The sequence below is a fragment of the Glutamicibacter sp. NPDC055354 genome, assembly GCF_053644955.1.
Window position 1 is genome coordinate 284,642 of the sequence record NZ_JBSHMB010000003.1, and the last position, 16,995, is coordinate 301,636.

The following is a 16,995-nucleotide window of genomic DNA, read 5'->3' on the forward strand; positions in this document are numbered from 1 at the left end:
TTGAAGTCATGCTGCCAAGAGCTGTTTCGCAAATTTATGCGGACAGCTCGGTGCGACCCTTGCCGCGACGTGCCGAAAGGATGGCACGACCTGCACGGGTACGCATACGAAGGCGGAAGCCATGCTTCTTCGAACGACGACGGTTGTTAGGCTGAAAAGTCCGCTTGCTCACGGTGACACTCCAAAACGTTTTAGATGATGCGTACTACCCGTTACTAGCTAGCTGGATAACAACAGGATGACGCTCGTGCTTTTTATAAAATGCGCTTTTTTCGCGGGCTCTTCCAAAAATGAGCAAGTCGCAAAAAGATGCGCATAGGACTGAATAACAATAGAAAACTATGCGCGCAAGGTCAAATTGGCGCAAGAGTTCTGCCCATGCTCCCTGCTTCGAGAGTCGGCCTGTGAATAATCTACCCCAGACTTGTGGATTAAGGCTGTGCATAACGAAAGAAAATTCACAGTTTTCCGCAAAACAGCTAGTCATCTCGCAGCGAAAAACGCTTGATTTCAAGGGAAAACCCGTTTTCCACAGTAATAACACCCGGTTTTTCCACGGAGCTGTGCATAACTGTGTGGATGATGGATAGAATCAATGCAGACGTGGTCCAGAAAACGACGTTTTAGAAGCCTGGAAACAGGATTCTTGTGACCAAGATTGCATTTAAACGGAAGCGGGGCGCCCTTAGTGAGCAGCGACGAAACCAATAGCATTGGTAGCTCTTGGCGCCAAGTCATCCGGAAGATCGAGGATGATGATCGCGTCAAGGCGCGTTACCGTGCCTTCGTATCGCTGGCTAAACCTCAGGGACTAATCGGTACGACGCTCTTAGTTGCGGTACCCAATGACCTCACCCGCGATATTCTGCAGACTCAGCTGCGCGAGCCGCTGGATGAAGCACTGCGAGAAGTCTTCCAGGACGAGATCCGTTGCGCCGTCAGCGTTGATCTCTCGCTCTCGGATGAGCTCGAAGAAGATGAGCCTGAAGCCAAAGCCGCCGCGCCGTCAGCTCCAGCAGTCGTTGAGACTCCTGGTCCGCGCCCCCAGCCAGCACCGCAGCCAACTCCCCCATCGAATTCGCAGGAGTTCGGCCGGCTGAACCCGAAGTACATTTTCGACACCTTCGTGATCGGCTCATCGAACCGCTTTGCCCACGCCGCAGCCGTTGCTGTTGCCGAAGCGCCGGCCAAGGCCTACAACCCGCTGTTCATCTATGGTGATTCAGGTCTGGGCAAGACTCACTTGCTGCATGCCATTGGCCACTACGCACGCCATCTCTACAAGGGCATCCGCGTGCGCTACGTTAACTCCGAAGAGTTCACCAATGATTTCATCAACTCGATCCGCGACGACGAGGGCGCAAGTTTCAAGCAGACTTACCGCAATGTCGACATTCTGCTCATTGACGACATTCAGTTCTTGGCCAACAAGGACGCTACCCAGGAAGAGTTCTTCCATACCTTCAATGCGCTGCACAACCACAACAAGCAGGTTGTCATCACCTCTGATCTGCCTCCCAAGCAGCTGCAGGGATTCGAAGACCGCATGCGTTCGCGCTTCGAGTGGGGCCTGCTGACCGATATTCAGCCACCAGAGCTGGAGACGCGTATTGCGATTTTGCGTAAGAAGGCCGACGCCGAAAATCTTTCAGCTCCAAGTGATGTCATGGAGTACATTGCTTCGCGTATTTCCACGAATATCCGGGAACTCGAAGGTGCTTTGATCCGTGTCACCGCTTTCGCGTCGCTGAATAACCAGCCCGTGGACCTTGCATTGGCCGAAACCGTGCTCAAGGACTTGATCAGCGAAGACGGGGCCCAGGAAATCACGCCGTCGACCATCATCAAGCAGACCGCAGAGTACTTCGGACTGAGTATTGATGAGCTGAACAGCAAATCGCGAACTCGTACTTTGGTCACCGCGCGCCAGATCGCCATGTACTTGCTGCGTGAGCTTACCGACATGTCGTTGCCTAAGATTGGTGCAGAACTTGGCGGCCGCGACCACACCACCGTGATTCACGCAGATCGTAAGATCCGTGAGCTCATGGCCGAGCGTCGAGCGATCTTTAATCAGGTCACCGAGCTAACCAACCGGATTAAGCAGAGCCAGCGGGAGCACTAGCGGCGAGAAATCACAGGTGTGGATAAGACTGTGGATGATTTGGTGAAGACCTGCGGATAAGTGCGCAAACCATGTGGACGTTAAAAATCGTGGAACTGAGTATCAACAGGATGGTGGGACTGAGTCTCACGTTCAACCACAGATTGTTCACATGCACAATCGTGGGCGGGTCTGGGGTTACAGGCCTTATCCACAGTATCCACAAGGGTTATTAACACTTCTCCTTTAAACCCTTAATCATCCAAATAACGAGTCCACTCCACACCCTCGAGCCAAATCCTGTGCAGAACAATTTTTTTGTTGCATCGTCCACACTTCGTTCATTGAGCAGACGTTGCGCTATCAGGGCGTGGCAAGATTAGATGGATAAAACGTGCAATTACCTGCTCTATGCTTAAGAACTTGGCGAGGGAACAACCTTCTTGGCCTGACTTAAGACTTATGGGTTCCGAAAGGCGGATTTTTCGTGAAGTTCAGCGTTGAAAAGGATGTATTGGCAGACGCCGTATCCTGGACTGCCCGGTCCCTGGCACAGCGACCACCATCACCTGTTTTGGCTGGCATTCTCATCACCACCCATGAAGGCCTGGTTCGGCTCGAGGGATTCGACTATGAGATTTCCTCGCATATTGAGATTCCCGCGGACATTTCTGAGCAGGGTTCGATCTTGGTTTCCGGCAAGCTCTTGGCTGAGATCACCCGATCGCTGCCTAACTCGACGGTCACCTTGGAGACCGAAGGCTCGAAGATCTCGCTGACCTGTGGCCGTTCACGATTCCACCTGGCCACCATGCCAGTTGATGAATACCCAACCCTGCCTGAACTTCCAGCTATCGCCGGCACTATCGATGGCCAAGCATTCTCCGAAGCTGTATCGCAGGTTATCGTTGCGGCGTCCAAGGACGACACCTTGCCAGTTCTCACCGGCATCAAGGTTGAAATTGAAAACGACCTGATCACGTTCTTGGCCACGGACCGCTACCGTCTGGCTCTGCGTGAACTCAATTGGACTCCTAACCAGGCGGAAATCTCGACCTCCTTCCTGATCAAGGCCAAGACCCTCAACGAAGTTGCCAAGACTCTCTCGAGCTCTGGCGAGCTGAAGCTTGCAATGAGCGAGAACGGCGAAATGGTTGGCTTCGAAAGCTCCAACCGCCGGACCACTTCGTTGCTGATCAATGGCGAATACCCGAAGATCCGCTCGCTGTTCCCAAGCGACACCCCAATCCATGCCACCGTTCGCACCAGCGAGCTGATGGAAGCTGTTCGTCGTGTATCGGTGGTTGCCGAACGCAATACCCCAGTTCGCATGGCTTTTACCGATGGCCAGCTGACCTTGGATGCCGGCACCGGCGAAGACGCGCAGGCTGAAGAAGCTATTGTTGCGTCTCTTCGCGGCGAAGACATCGTCGTGGCCTTCAACCCGACCTTCTTGTCCGAAGGCCTGAACTCCTTCAATACCGATTTCGTGCGCTTCTCCTTCACCAGTGCGCCCAAGCCGGCCATGCTGACCGGCCAGAAGAAGCTGGATGAGGATGACCAGGACCAGTATCGCTACCTCGTGATGCCGGTTCGGTTGCCCAACTCGAACTAAGCCAATTTCGTGGTGGATGGCTTTAACCATCCACCACCTTCTTTCTGTCAGGACCTCGGTGTATATCTCGCAGCTTTCACTCACGGGCTTCCGCTCGTATGCGCAGGCCGACGTGCACCTGGCCCCTGGGATCAACGTTCTGATCGGCCCCAACGGCGTCGGCAAAACCAATATCGTTGAGTCCGTTGGCTATTTGGCCAATCTCTCTTCGCATCGCGTGAGCAATGACGCCCCGTTGCTGCATTTCGGTTCTGAGCGCGCGCTGATTCGCGGCACCGTGCATCGTGGCCCGCAAACCACGGTGATCGAGGTCGAAATCACCAGTGGGAAGGTCAATCGTGCCCGCATCAACCGGGCCAACCCGGTTCGCGCTCGGGAGATCCTGGGCATGGTGCGCACCGTGCTCTTCGCTCCGGAAGACATGGCACTGATCAAGGGCGACCCGTCCAACCGCCGCAAATTCTTGGACGAGCTTCTGGTAGCCCTGCGCCCGGTAGACGCCGGTACCAAGAACGACTACGACCGCATCGTGAAGCAACGCAATGCCCTGCTCAAATCCATCCGCGGCAAGTCCAAGCTGAGCACCTCGCAGGAAAACACCCTCAAGGCCTGGGATCTGCAGTTGGCCTTGACGGGCGCTCGATTGATCCGCGGACGCCTTGACGTCCTGGCCTTGATTCGCCCGTACATGCAGGCCGCCTACGCGGATTTGGCCGATGGCGCGAAGGAAGCGCGCGCCGTCTACCGGTCCTCGCTCGAGGGCGAACTCGATGAAAACAGCCTGCCGGCAGAGGATCTTGAGTCCTTGGACCAAGAAGAAATCCAGGAACTGCTGCTGAACGCCATTGAAGTTAATCGCGGTCGGGAAGTCGACCGCGGAATTTCGCTCTTTGGACCGCACCGGGACGATCTGACCCTGATCCTGGGACCGACCCCTGCCAAGGGCTATGCCTCGCACGGGGAAACCTGGTCCTTTGCCCTGGCCCTGCGCCTTGCCGCCTACCGTGTTTTCGGCGATGACGATCCCCGCCCAGGTTCTGGACCCATCCTGATCCTTGATGATGTCTTTGCCGAGCTGGACACCACCCGTCGTGATCGTTTGGCGCATATCGTTGCCGGAGCCGAGCAGGTTCTGGTGACCGCCGCCGTTGTCGAAGATGTTCCAGAAGCACTGAAGGGACATTACTTCCAGGTCTCCCCTGGCCAGGTTGTCGATGCATGAGCCATCAGAACGGGATGAACACCGCTTCGATCCAGAGATCGATGCGGCCAAAGCACTGCTCAACCGCATGCGAAAGCTCGCCGAAGAACGTGGCGAGAAGCGCATAGATGCGGCGCGCATGGACAAAGTGCGCAAGCGAAAAGCCGCCCGCCGCGGATTCGCCGCGGAAAAGCCGGAATCCGCCGAGGGCGCGATCCGCGATCCGCGCGCCATCGGCGAAGTAGTCTCCCGCTTGTCCAAGTCCCGCGGCTGGAACACCCAGGTCGCGGTCGGATCGGTACTCGGCCGCTGGCCCGACATCATTGGCGTGGAGAACGCGAAGCACTGCAAGCCGGAATCCTTTGAAGACACTGTGGTGGTGATGCGCTGCGATACAACAGCGAGAGCTGCGCAAATGCGCCTGCTCAGCCACGATATTCTGAAGAAATTCGATGCCGAGTTGGGTCCCGGGATCGTCACCGTGCTCAAGGTGCTCGGGCCTAATGCTCCCTCCTGGCGCCATGGCATGCGTTCGGTGGCCGGCCGGGGTCCACGCGACACATACGGGTAGAAATTGCTGGCACGGCATATGGCGCACTCACGGACCCGGAGGGTGGATCCCCCCACACTTGATCGCCACAACTGCCTCAGAACGTCAATTAGCAGCTTTTGGTGGGCGATTTAGGCCTCAAAGTCACCGTTTATTTTGGTCTACGCGGTAGAATTAGAGGTAGTGAAATGACTCCGCTGCGGGCTTGCCCGGTGGCGGTGTCCCTCCAGACCATGATTGCCTGACGCGCTGAATCCATCGCAGCGGGCAATCGCGCGCCAAATCCGAGGAGTTCGTAGCACCCGTGTCTACCGAAAATGCTTCACCGCAGGAACCGGCTGAAAGCCAAGCCCCCGCGGAATCGATGACTTCCAAAGTCGAACACACTTACGGCGCCCAGGATATTACCGTCCTCGAAGGACTCGAAGCGGTACGCAAACGTCCGGGCATGTACATCGGTTCCACCGGCCCTCGAGGCCTGCACCACTTGGTCTACGAAGTCGTCGACAACTCCGTCGATGAGGCGCTGGCTGGCTACTGCGACACCATCAACGTCACGCTGCAGGCAGATGGCGGCGTGCGCTGTGAAGATAACGGCCGCGGTATCCCAGTAGACATCCACCCAACCGAGGGCAAGCCAACCGTAGAGGTTGTCATGACCATCCTGCACGCAGGCGGCAAGTTCGGCGGCGGCGGCTACGCGGTCTCCGGCGGCCTGCACGGTGTGGGCATCTCCGTGGTGAACGCCCTGTCCGAGAAGGTCGACACCATCGTTCGCCGCCAGGGCCATGCGTGGCGCATCGGCTTCGGCAACGGCGGCCACACCGTCCAGGAGCTGACCAAGGGCGAAGAAACCGAGCTGACAGGCACCAGCCAGACCTTCTACCCGGATCCGGAAATCTTCGAGACCACCGAATTCGATTTCGAGACGCTTCGCGCCCGTTTCCAGCAGATGGCCTTCCTGAACAAGGGCCTGCGCATCACCCTCACCGATGAGCGCGTGCAGGACAACGAAGAGCCCGAGGCCGAGGTCGAGGAGGAAATCGAGAACCAGGTAGTCAAGCCGCGCACCGTGGACTACCTGTACAAGGACGGCCTGCTGGACTACGTCAAGCACCTGAACGCCGCCAAGAAGATCGAACTGGTCCACGACGAGGTCATTGCCTTCGAATCCGAAGATGCTGCCCGCGGCATCAGCCTGGAAATCGCGATGCAGTGGACCAGCGCCTACGCCGAATCCGTGCACACCTACGCGAACACCATCAACACCCATGAAGGCGGCACCCACGAAGAGGGCTTCCGCGCGGCCCTGACCGGCCTGCTCAACCGCTACGCACGCGATAACAAGATCCTGCGCGAAAAGGACGACAACCTCACCGGCGAGGACGCCCGCGAAGGGTTGACCGCCGTGATTTCGGTCAAGCTCTCCGAGCCCCAGTTCGAGGGCCAGACCAAGACCAAGCTGGGCAACTCGATGGCCCGAGGCTTCGTCCAGGGCGTGGTCAACGAGGAACTGGGCGACTGGTTCGAGCGCAACCCGAACGTGGCCCGCGACATCATCCGCAAGGCCCAACTGGCTTCGCAGGCCCGCATGGCCGCCCGCAAGGCCCGCGACAACGCCCGCCGCAAGTCGCCGATGGAATCCTTCGGCATGCCGGGCAAGCTCTCGGACTGCTCCTCGAAGAACCCTGCCGAGTGCGAAGTGTTCATCGTGGAGGGCGACTCCGCAGGCGGCTCGGCCAAGCGCGGACGCGACCCGCACACCCAGGCCATCTTGCCGCTGCGCGGCAAGATCCTGAACGTGGAGCGTGCCCGCCTGGACCGTGCGCTGGGCAATGCCGAAGTACAGGCGATGATCACTGCCTTCGGCACCGGCATCGGCGAAGAGTTCGACATGGCCAAGCTGCGCTACCACAAGATCGTGCTGATGGCCGATGCCGACGTTGACGGCCAGCACATCACCACGCTGCTGCTGACCTTGATCTTCCGCTTCATGCGTCCGCTGATCGAGCACGGCTACGTCTACCTGGCAGCCCCTCCGCTGTACCGCATCAAGTGGTCCAACGCAGCGCATGACTACGTGTTCTCCGATAAGGAACGCGATGATGCGCTGCTCGCCGGCCAGGCATCGAACAAGCGCCTGCCCAAGGACAACGGCATCCAGCGCTACAAGGGTCTGGGCGAGATGGACTACTCGGAACTGTGGGACACCACCATGGATCCGGAACACCGCACGCTGCGCCAGGTCACCATGGACGACGCCGCAGCCGCGGACGAGGTGTTCTCCGTGCTGATGGGCGAGGACGTCGAGTCCCGCCGTAACTTCATCCAGCAGAACGCCAAGGACGTGCGCTTCCTGGATATCTAGCCGGCCGCCGCCACCACAGATATCCACCGAAGACTTTTTGACTTGTAAGGGAAGAAATTGAGCGACGAGCAAACCCCTGAGAACGCACCAATGGACGGCGAGATCATCGAGCCGGTCCCAGAAGGCGGTCGCATCGACCAGATCGACCTGCAGACCGAAATGCAGCGTTCGTACCTCGACTACGCCATGGCCGTTATTGTCGGCCGTGCGCTGCCGGACGTGCGCGATGGCCTGAAGCCAGTGCACCGCCGCGTGCTGTACGCGATGTACGACGGCGGCTACCGCCCGGAGCGTTCGTACAACAAGTGCGCCCGCGTGGTCGGCGAAGTCATGGGCCAGTACCACCCGCACGGCGACACCGCGATCTACGATGCGCTGGTCCGCCTGATCCAGGACTGGGTCATGCGCTACCCGCTGGCCCTGGGCCAGGGCAACTTCGGCTCCCCGGGCAACGACGGCGCCGCCGCCCAGCGTTACACCGAAACCAAGATGGCCCCGCTGGCCATGGAAATGGTCCGCGACATCAACGAGAACACCGTTGATTTCCAGGACAACTACGACGGCAAGAACCAGGAACCAACGGTTCTTCCGGCGCGTTTCCCCAACCTTTTGGTCAACGGCTCCTCCGGCATCGCCGTGGGCATGGCCACCAACATCCCGCCGCACAACCTGCGCGAAGTCGCCGAGGGCGTGCAGTGGTACCTGAAGAACCCGGAAGTTTCGCGCGAGGAGCTGCTCGCCGAGCTGATGCTGCGCGTGAAGGGCCCGGACTTCCCATCCGGCGCCATGATCCTGGGCACCAAGGGCATCGCCGATGCCTACCGCACCGGCCGCGGCTCGATCACCATGCGCGCAGTGGTCAACGTGGAGGAAATCCAGGGACGCACCTGCCTGGTGGTCACCGAACTGCCGTACATGGCCAACCCGGATAACCTCGCGGTGAAGATCGCCGAACTGGTCCGCGACGGCAAGATCGCCGGCATCGCCGACATGCGCGACGAGACCTCGGGCCGCACCGGCCAGCGCCTGGTCATCGTGCTCAAGCGCGATGCCGTGGCCAAGGTAGTGCTGAACAACCTGTACAAGCACACCGAGCTGCAGTCCAACTTCTCGGCCAACATGCTCGCGATCGTCGACGGGGTGCCGCGCACCCTGCCGCTGGATGGATTCATCCGCCACTGGGTCACCCACCAGATCGAAGTGATCGTCCGCCGTACCGAATACCGCCTGAAGAAGGCCGAGGAAGAAGCCCACATCCTGCGCGGCCTGCTCAAGGCCCTGGATGCCCTGGACGAGGTCATCGCCCTGATTCGCCGCTCGGCTACCACCGAGGCGGCGCGCGACGGGCTGATGGAACTGCTGGACATCGACGAGGCGCAGTCCCGCGCCATCCTCGACATGCAGCTGCGCCGCCTGGCCGCCCTCGAGCGCCAGAAGATCCAGGATCGCCATGCCGAGCTCGAGCGCATGATCGCCGAATTCCAGGCGATCATCGCAGATCCGGCACGCCAGCGCCAGATAGTCTCCGAAGAACTGGCCGAGATCGTCGACAAGCATGGCGACGACCGCCGTACCAAGGTGCTGATGGGCTACGACGGCGACATGAGCGTCGAAGACCTGATTCCCGAAGAGGAAATGGTCGTCACCATCACCCGCGGCGGCTACGTCAAGCGCACCCGCATCGACAACTACCGTTCGCAGGCACGTGGCGGCAAGGGCATCAAGGGCGCGAACCTGCGCGGGGACGACGTGGTGGAGCACTTCTTCGTCACCTCGACCCACAACTGGCTGCTGTTCTTCACCAACCACGGCCGGGTTTACCGCACCAAGTGCTACGAGCTGGCCGAGGCCGGCCGCGATGCCAAGGGCCAGCACGTAGCCAACGTGATGGCCTTCCAGCCGGATGAGCACATTGCCCAGGTGCTGGACCTGCGCACCTACCAGGATGCGGCCTACCTGATGCTGGCTACCCGCAACGGCTTGGTGAAGAAGACCCGCCTGGAGGATTACGACACCAACCGCACCGCCGGCGTGATCGCGATCAACCTGCGCGAGGACGATGAACTGGTCTCCGCGCAGCTGGTCAGTGAATCCGATGACGTGATGCTCGTCTCACGCAAGGGCCAGTCGGTCCGCTTCACCGCCACCGATACCGCGCTGCGCCCCATGGGCCGTGCAACCTCGGGCGTGACCGGAATGAAGTTCCGCGAAGACGATGAGCTGCTGGCAGCCGATGTGGTCCGCGAAGGCTCCTATGTCTTCACCGTGACCAACGAGGGCTACGCCAAGCGCACCACCGTGGAGGAATACCGTGTGCAATCCCGCGGTGGTTTGGGCATTAAGGTGGCCAAGCTCAACGAGGAACGCGGTGAGCTGGTTGGCGCGCTGATCGTCGACGAGACCGATGAGGTCTTGGTGGTGATGGGCTCGGGCAAGGTGGTCCGCTCGGCCGTTTCACAGGTTCCTTCGAAGGGCCGCGACACGATGGGCGTCATCTTCGCCAAGCCGGACAAGAAGGACCGGATCCTTGCGGTTGCCAAGAACTCTGAGACCGAGCTCGAAGAGAACTTGGAGGAAGATGCCGTAACGTTGGACGCAGAAAACACGATCGATGAGTCATCGGCTGTGCCAGAAAACGAATCCGGCGCGGAAAACGATGACGACACTAACGGAGGTAACGCATGAGCACGCCCTCGACGCCACGCCCCAGCGGCGGTGCCCCGAAGAGCGCAGCGCCGCGACCTACCCAGGTAAAGCGTCCGGCTCCGACCGGTACTGGCGCCCGTCCGGCTAGCGCCGGCGCACGACCAGCAACAGGCCAAGCGCGTCCAGCGGGCCAGCGCCCGACAGGAGCGCCGCAGCGCCCAACCAGCCAGCAGCGTCCGGCCAATGGCCAGGATCGCCTGGTTCGTCCAGCGCCCAAGGCAAAGGTCCGCAAGGCCCGCCTGCTGGTTTCCAAGGTGGAGCCCTTCTCGGTTCTGAAGCTGGCCTTCCTGCTCTCGGTAGCTTTCGGTGTGATCACCGTGGTTGCCGCCGTGGGCATCTGGGCTGTCTTGGATCTGACCGGAACCTTTGATGCGTTCAACCAGCTGATGCGCGAGGCCATTGGCGCCGACGGCAACTTCGACCTGCGCGACACCATGTCGCTGGGCCAGGTGGCTTCCTACGCGACGATCATCGCAGTGGTGAACGTAGTGGTAATTTCCGTGGTCTCCATGCTTGGCGCGGTGCTGTACAACATTGCTGCTTCACTGGTCGGCGGAGCCGGAGTGACCCTCACCGACGACTAGGAACACCCCAAGTCGAGCCCGGGATTCATGCTGTGATGCATGACACCCGGGCTCGATTTGTATCTTTGGGAGAACACCGGTAAAGTTTTATTTCGTTCCGAAGGGAACAAAAACAAAAGCAAGGGCGTATAGCTCAGGCGGTTAGAGCGCTTCGCTGATAACGAAGAGGTCCCAAGTTCAAGTCTTGGTACGCCCACGGAAACCTTGCTGGAGAGAAAGAGGGAGTAATGAAAAAGTTCCTGGTTCTCGCATCGATCGCGGCTGCTGCAGTAGTCTTGGTCAAGAAAGCGAAGGCTTCGTCGGAAACGAAGGAAACCTGGCATCAGGTAGCCGATAAAGTTTCCTAAAGCTTTTGGGGCCTTAGCTCAGTTGGTAGAGCGTCTGCTTTGCAAGCAGAATGTCAGGAGTTCGATTCTCCTAGGCTCCACAAAAGAAAGTGGCGGAAAGTGAAAACTTTCCGCTAATTCTTTTTGATTGATTCGGATGAATTGATCTTGGAGTGGAAACTTCAAAATTGAATACGGGGCCTTAGCTCAGTTGGTAGAGCGTCTGCTTTGCAAGCAGAATGTCAGGAGTTCGATTCTCCTAGGCTCCACATTTGCCAAAAGGCGGAAAGTGAAAACTTTCCGCCTTTTGCGTATCCAGAAGAAAATTCTATTTCGCTAGTGCCGGATCCGGGCCATCCGGACATGCTCATAGTGTCCAATAAGCTGCTCGCCAATGCTGTGCCAGGACCGATCCTGGACACTGCTAAGCGCAGCGCTGGCAAAAGCCAGCCGTTTGGCATCGTCATAGGCCAAGTCGCTGACCCGACTGCGCAGCTCACTAAGGTTTCCTGGCTGATAGAGCCAGCCCGTGCGCGAGGAATCCACCAGATCCAGCGGTCCCCCACGGCCTACGGCCACGACAGGCACACCACAGGCCATGGCTTCCTGAATGGTCTGGCAAAAGGTCTCTGAGGCGCCAGGATGCACAAAGATGTCCATCGAAGCCATGACCTCGGCCAAGCGTTCCCCGGAAAGGAAACCGGTGAAGTGGGCGTTGGGCAAAAGGCTGCGCAGTTCGTCCTCGAGTGGGCCGGAACCGACGATCACCAGCCGAGTATTCTCAAGACTCGCCAGGGCCTGCAGGTCCGCGACCTGCTTCTCTGCTGCCAGCCGGCCGACGTAGCCAATGACTACCTCGTCATTCGGGGCAACCGCCTGCCTGAACTGCTCGCTTCGCCGTCTTGGCGTGAACTGCGCTGTATCTACTCCCCTGCCTGAAATGGCAAGCCGCGGAACGCCCAGAGATTCGAGCTGGTGGTAGGAAAACGTGCTTGGAACCAGAGTGAGGTCCGCACCCGTGTGGATCGCTCTGACGTGCTCCCAGAGCCTCTGCGTCAGCCACGGCATTTTGTAGCGTGCCGCGTAGCTGGGAACCTCGGTCTGATACAGCGCCACGGTGGGCAATTCGAGTTCCTGTGCAGCGCGCAGAGCCTGCCATCCAAGGATGAACGGGCTAGCCAGATGAACTACGTCGACGCGCTCTCGAGCCAGCATCTTGCGCAGGCGCGCCACACTGGTGGCAGCTACCCGAACCTCGGGATAGCTTGCCAAAGGCATCGACGGAACTGTGAGGATCTTGAAGCCCTGATAGAGCTTTGGCACGCCATGGCCTGACAGCTCCCCTGCCAGCGAGCCTGCAGGGGTAATGACCACGGCCTCCTGGCCAGTCTGCCTGAGGTGATCCAGCGTCTTGAGGATTGAGTTGGTGACCCCATTGAAATGGGGAAGGAACGATTCAGCGACGATTGCTACCTTCACATCTTCAGCATGCTTTTCGTCAATTACACGCAAGTGAATATGACAAGGGCAGTGGATTAACTTCAGTTGTCTCGTTGTGGCCGCAACTCTTTAGTGGCAAAATACCTAGGTGCCCTATGAACAGTCCAGCCCTTCCGCCGCGGCGGCAAATGCCAACAAGAACGAAAAAGACTCCCGCATCGCGGTATTGCTCTTCCCTGTGCTGATTTTGCTGGGCGGACTGTGCGGAATGCTTGTTCCCCAAGCGTTCGTGGGGTTTTCCGGATGGATAAATCCCCTGCTGATGGTGATCATGTTCTGCATGGGGCTGACGCTGACCTTGCCAGACTTCGCCCTGGTGTTCAAGAACCCGTTGCCGGTGCTCGGCGGTGTCACAGCGCAGTTCATCCTGATGCCATCCATGGGCTGGCTGGTCGCCACGCTGCTGCAGCTTGAACCTGCCTTGGCCGCCGGCCTGATCCTGGTTGGCTGCGCACCAGGAGGCACGGCATCGAATGTGGTTTCCTACCTGGCTCGAGGCAATGTCGCCCTGTCCGTTGCCATGACTTCCGTGTCGACCTTGCTCGCACCGCTGCTGACCCCGGCGCTGGCCTTGTGGCTGGCTGGCCAGTACATGCCAGTCGATGCTGGATCCATGGCCGTCAGCGTCATCAAGATCGTACTGATCCCTGTGGTCCTAGGCATCGTCCTGCGTATGCTGTTCAACCAGTACGTGGCGAAGATCGATGGTGTGCTGCCATGGCTGTCGGTACTAGCCATCACCTTCGTGGTGACGGTCATCGTCGCGGGCAGTGCACAAACGATTTTGACTGCTGGCCTGCTGGTCCTGGTTGCGGTCATTTTGCATAATGCCCTGGGCCTGGCTTTGGGGTATGCCATGGGTGTCCTGTTGCGCGTTCCCGAAGCTTCCCGGCGAACAATCGCCATCGAAGTCGGCATGCAGAATTCAGGCCTCGCCGGTGGGCTAGCGAAGCAATACTTCTCGCCTGAAGCCGCTCTGCCAGGTGCAGTATTCTCTGTTTGGCATAACTTGTCCGGCGCATTGATCGCAGCTTATTGGCGGAGAAAAGACGCTAAATAGCTCGAGAGTGCGGGCACAGATAAAAGTATTCCATCATAAGAATATCTTGATCTGTCCAAGTATTCGCCGGATCCGGCACGTTCCAAGTTCGAATGAAGCCCATGCGCTGGGAAACTGTAATCTTGGTTGGTGACCATCTTGCTTGCCTTGGTCGGAATTCTCGGGATTTCGGCATCTGGCCCCATTATTGCCGCCTTCCCTGGTGTCCCGGTTCTCTCCATGGCCTTTTGGCGCAATGGAGCTGCGGCGGCCGCGCTCAGCGCACCGGCACTGCGAAAGAACTCCAAAGCTTATCTGCAGATGACCGGGCGAGAATGGTTCTTCACCGGGGTAGCAGGTGTAGCTCTCGCACTGCATTTCGTGTGCTTCATGTATTCGATGCGACTAACCAGCGTGGCTGCTGGAACGGCACTGGTGTGCATCCAAGGTGTCTGGATCGCGATTTACCAGGTTCTTCGCGGAACCAAATATCGAACGCAGGTTTTCCTTGGCATGGGCATTGCGCTGCTTGGTGCAATCATCATCACGGGATTCGACATGGGGCTGGGACGTGATGCCATCATTGGCGACCTCTTGGCACTAGCCGGTGGCGTCTTGGCCGCTGTGTACACGCTGGCCGGATCCGTGGCTCGCAGGACCTTGGGAACTACAACGTATGCCTCGAGCTGCTATGCCATTACCGCCGCAGTGCTGCTAATCCTTTGTTTCCTGACTGGAACGCCGATTTGGGGTTTCGACGCCCGAGGATGGATGGCGATCATTCTGCTGACGCTTTGCGCGCAGATCTTTGGCCATACCGCCATGAATCATTTGCTCAGCGTGCTCGGTCCGCTCACGGTCTCGACGCTGATTCTGCTCGAGATTCCTGGCGCGGCAATCCTAGCGGCAATGTTCTTGGGGCAGGTAGTTCCTATCGCTACCTATGCCGGGTTGGCCGTGATACTTGTTGGGCTTGCCCTCGTGATTCGAGGGCAAGCCCAACCAAAAGCAGCCTAGACGGCTTTATTTGTCATCTTCGAGGATTTCGCGGATTTCTTCCACGCTGGCTTCACGCGATTCAACAGGCTCGTGCGGTTGTGCAGGAAGTGGTTCGTTTTCCCATGGATCCTCAATTGGTTTCGAGGCCTTCCACACGGCTACCAGCACTGCGACAAGTCCCGCAATCAAGCCAACGGCTAGTACTTTTCCTGCTTTGCTCTTCTTGCTCATGCATTGCTCCCGATCCGAAAAAATTCACGCTATCCGACAGTTCAAGACTAGGCAGTTCTATGCCCAGTGGCCAGCAGTATCGGACAAGCAACCTAAGAATGGTCCAAATTTTCTCTCAACGCGTACGTCAGTATTTGGCGGGTCGAGCATAGATCATGGAAGAATGAAGGCATGACCGCAAACGCAACTCATAAAGCCACGATTCACACTACTTTGGGCGATATCGTTGTCGATCTCTTCGGCAACCACGCGCCAAAGACCGTAAAGAACTTCGTTGGCCTCTCGACCGGTGAGCAGGAGTGGGTACACCCAGAATCCGGTGACAAGAAGACCAACACCCCGCTGTACAGCGGAACCATCTTCCACCGCATCATTTCTGATTTCATGATTCAGGGTGGCGACCCACTGGGCCAGGGCTTCGGCGGCCCAGGCTACCAGTTCGATGATGAGATCCACCCAGAACTGAACTTCAACGAGCCTTACAAGCTGGCCATGGCCAACGCGGGCATCCGCATGGGCCGCGGAACCAACGGTTCGCAGTTCTTCATCACCACCGTTCCTACCACCTGGCTGCAGGGCAAGCACACCATCTTCGGTGAAGTCCTTGACGCTGACTCGCGCAAGATCGTTGACGCGCTGAACGCCGTTGCTACCGATGGCCGTGACAAGCCACTGGAAGACGTCGTTATCAACTCGGTCGACATCGAGACCCTGTAACAACACAGGCGCACCAACCCGAGGCTCCGACGATTCCCTAGCGGCATTGTCGGGGCCTCGAGTATTTAATCCTTCTCCCCCAACTCAAGGCAGGTACTGATGTCCTTTGGACAGGTTTTCCCAGAGGGCCAAGCAACTCCGACGTGCTATCGACACCCGCAGACGGTGTCCTATGTTTCATGCCACCGGTGCGGACGTCCGGTCTGCCCGCAGTGCCAGGTCTCTGCGCCTGTAGGTGTGCAATGCGTAGACTGCGTCGCGCAAGCCAATAAGAACCTGCCGCGGCAGAAGACCCAATTCGGTGGCCGGGCTCGATCCGGTGCTCCTGTTATCACCTACACTTTCATCGGCCTGAACGTGCTGGTGTATCTGCTGCAGTGGATCATCCCTGGATTCACCAATCAGCTTGTACTTGCGCCGGCTCTGGCCGCCTATGAGCCATGGCGCCTGATCACCAGCGCCTTTGCCCACTCCACGAGCTCCTTCTTGCACCTTGCCATGAACATGTACGGCGTCTACATCTTCGGCACCATGCTCGAACCAAGGATGGGACGGCTGCGCTTCACCTGGCTATACCTGCTCAGCGCTTTTGGCGGTTCACTGGGCGTTCTCCTGCTGAGCAACCCGATCAGCGCCACGCTCGGCGCTTCGGGCGCACTGGCAGGCTTGTTCCTCGCAACTTTCGTAGTGTTCCGTTCCAATAAGCAGGCACTTCGCTCCATGGGAATTATCCTGGCGCTGAATGTCGTTCTCGGCTTCGTCATTCCCAGTATTTCGTGGCAGGGGCATCTGGGCGGAGCGATATTGGGTATCCTCGCAGCCTGCTGCATTGTGCTGATCCCGCGAAGTAATCCACAGCGTGCGCGTACCCAGATACTTTTACTCACGGCCTTGTCGATTGCGTTGCTGGCAGCCCTTTACCTCTCCACGGAAGCAGTGAAGTGGCCCTTGGGATAGTTCGAAAAGAGGCAATACAGTTATCCACACTGCTTATCCACACTGTTAATAACTTACAAGCGTGTAACTCTCGAGGCCTAGTGGTTATTAACAGCCCC

At 58.5% G+C, this 16,995-nt stretch carries 15 protein-coding genes and 3 tRNA genes; 15 read left to right on the forward strand and 3 right to left on the reverse strand.

Annotated elements, in window-relative coordinates; all coding sequences use genetic code 11:
• Positions 1–34 precede the first annotated feature (34 nt).
• A complete protein-coding gene (gene rpmH / locus ACWICV_RS14590) occupies positions 35–172 on the reverse strand; it encodes a 50S ribosomal protein L34 (RefSeq protein WP_075972541.1) in 138 nt (45 codons plus the stop codon).
• A 516-nt stretch (positions 173–688) separates the two neighbouring features.
• Between rpmH and dnaA the strand changes: the two genes are divergently transcribed.
• The 11 genes from dnaA to ACWICV_RS14645 all read left to right on the forward strand — a co-directional run bounded on the left by dnaA (position 689) and on the right by ACWICV_RS14645 (position 11,723).
• Positions 689–2,125 (forward strand): chromosomal replication initiator protein DnaA, encoded by a 1,437-nt coding sequence (gene dnaA / locus ACWICV_RS14595; RefSeq protein WP_105658693.1) that lies wholly within the window; start codon positions 689–691, stop codon positions 2,123–2,125.
• Positions 2,126–2,591: 466 nt separating this feature from the next.
• Positions 2,592–3,719, forward strand: a complete 1,128-nt coding sequence (gene dnaN / locus ACWICV_RS14600; protein WP_105658692.1) for a DNA polymerase III subunit beta — start codon at positions 2,592–2,594, stop codon at positions 3,717–3,719.
• Between the two features lie 58 nt (positions 3,720–3,777).
• Complete coding sequence (gene recF / locus ACWICV_RS14605) at positions 3,778–4,941, forward strand: DNA replication/repair protein RecF (protein WP_400289700.1); 1,164 nt, start codon at positions 3,778–3,780, stop codon at positions 4,939–4,941.
• Positions 4,934–5,491, forward strand: coding sequence for a DUF721 domain-containing protein (locus ACWICV_RS14610; RefSeq protein WP_400289698.1), 558 nt, complete (start codon positions 4,934–4,936; stop codon positions 5,489–5,491). Before recF ends, ACWICV_RS14610 begins: the two co-directional genes overlap by 8 nt.
• Positions 5,492–5,834: 343 nt before the next feature.
• The gene (gene gyrB, locus ACWICV_RS14615; RefSeq protein WP_454091272.1) at positions 5,835–7,838 is read left to right on the forward strand and encodes a DNA topoisomerase (ATP-hydrolyzing) subunit B; all 2,004 of its coding nucleotides are present in this window, start codon (positions 5,835–5,837) and stop codon (positions 7,836–7,838) included.
• A 57-nt stretch (positions 7,839–7,895) separates the two neighbouring features.
• A complete protein-coding gene (gyrA, locus tag ACWICV_RS14620; RefSeq protein WP_400289696.1) occupies positions 7,896–10,523 on the forward strand; it encodes a DNA gyrase subunit A in 2,628 nt (875 codons plus the stop codon).
• Positions 10,520–11,128, forward strand: a complete 609-nt coding sequence (locus ACWICV_RS14625) for a DUF3566 domain-containing protein (protein ID WP_133833758.1) — start codon at positions 10,520–10,522, stop codon at positions 11,126–11,128. The genes gyrA and ACWICV_RS14625 overlap by 4 nt, the downstream gene beginning before the upstream one ends.
• 122 nt (positions 11,129–11,250) lie before the next feature.
• Positions 11,251–11,324: transfer RNA gene (locus ACWICV_RS14630), tRNA-Ile, on the forward strand.
• 31 nt (positions 11,325–11,355) lie between these two features.
• Positions 11,356–11,475, forward strand: a complete 120-nt coding sequence (locus ACWICV_RS14635; RefSeq protein WP_219844366.1) for a DLW-39 family protein — start codon at positions 11,356–11,358, stop codon at positions 11,473–11,475.
• Positions 11,476–11,482: 7 nt separating this feature from the next.
• Positions 11,483–11,555: transfer RNA gene (locus ACWICV_RS14640), tRNA-Ala, on the forward strand.
• A 95-nt stretch (positions 11,556–11,650) separates the two neighbouring features.
• A tRNA-Ala gene (locus tag ACWICV_RS14645) sits at positions 11,651–11,723 on the forward strand.
• Between the two features lie 67 nt (positions 11,724–11,790).
• On the opposite strand, the gene ACWICV_RS14650 is transcribed toward ACWICV_RS14645, so the two are convergent.
• Positions 11,791–12,933 carry a glycosyltransferase family 4 protein gene (locus ACWICV_RS14650; RefSeq protein ID WP_286134352.1) on the reverse strand — a complete coding sequence of 381 codons (1,143 nt, stop codon included), beginning with the start codon at positions 12,931–12,933 and terminating at the stop codon, positions 11,791–11,793.
• 109 nt (positions 12,934–13,042) lie between these two features.
• Between ACWICV_RS14650 and ACWICV_RS14655 the strand changes: the two genes are divergently transcribed.
• Positions 13,043–14,014, forward strand: a complete 972-nt coding sequence (locus ACWICV_RS14655; protein WP_434689995.1) for a bile acid:sodium symporter — start codon at positions 13,043–13,045, stop codon at positions 14,012–14,014.
• A 129-nt stretch (positions 14,015–14,143) separates the two neighbouring features.
• Positions 14,144–15,010, forward strand: a complete 867-nt coding sequence (locus ACWICV_RS14660; RefSeq protein WP_105658702.1) for a DMT family transporter — start codon at positions 14,144–14,146, stop codon at positions 15,008–15,010.
• Between the two features lie 6 nt (positions 15,011–15,016).
• Here ACWICV_RS14660 and ACWICV_RS14665 read toward each other — a convergent pair whose 3' ends face one another.
• Positions 15,017–15,223 (reverse strand): hypothetical protein, encoded by a 207-nt coding sequence (locus ACWICV_RS14665; RefSeq protein ID WP_105658684.1) that lies wholly within the window; start codon positions 15,221–15,223, stop codon positions 15,017–15,019.
• Positions 15,224–15,394: 171 nt separating this feature from the next.
• Here ACWICV_RS14665 and ACWICV_RS14670 point away from each other — a divergent pair, with 171 nt between their 5' ends.
• Both ACWICV_RS14670 and ACWICV_RS14675 read left to right on the forward strand, forming a co-directional pair.
• Positions 15,395–15,940: a peptidylprolyl isomerase gene (locus ACWICV_RS14670; RefSeq protein WP_105658683.1), complete on the forward strand. Its 546-nt coding sequence runs from the start codon at positions 15,395–15,397 to the stop codon at positions 15,938–15,940.
• Between the two features lie 237 nt (positions 15,941–16,177).
• On the forward strand, positions 16,178–16,897 hold the full coding sequence (locus ACWICV_RS14675) for a rhomboid family intramembrane serine protease (protein WP_332594768.1): 720 nt from the start codon (positions 16,178–16,180) through the stop codon (positions 16,895–16,897).
• Positions 16,898–16,995 lie beyond the last annotated feature (98 nt).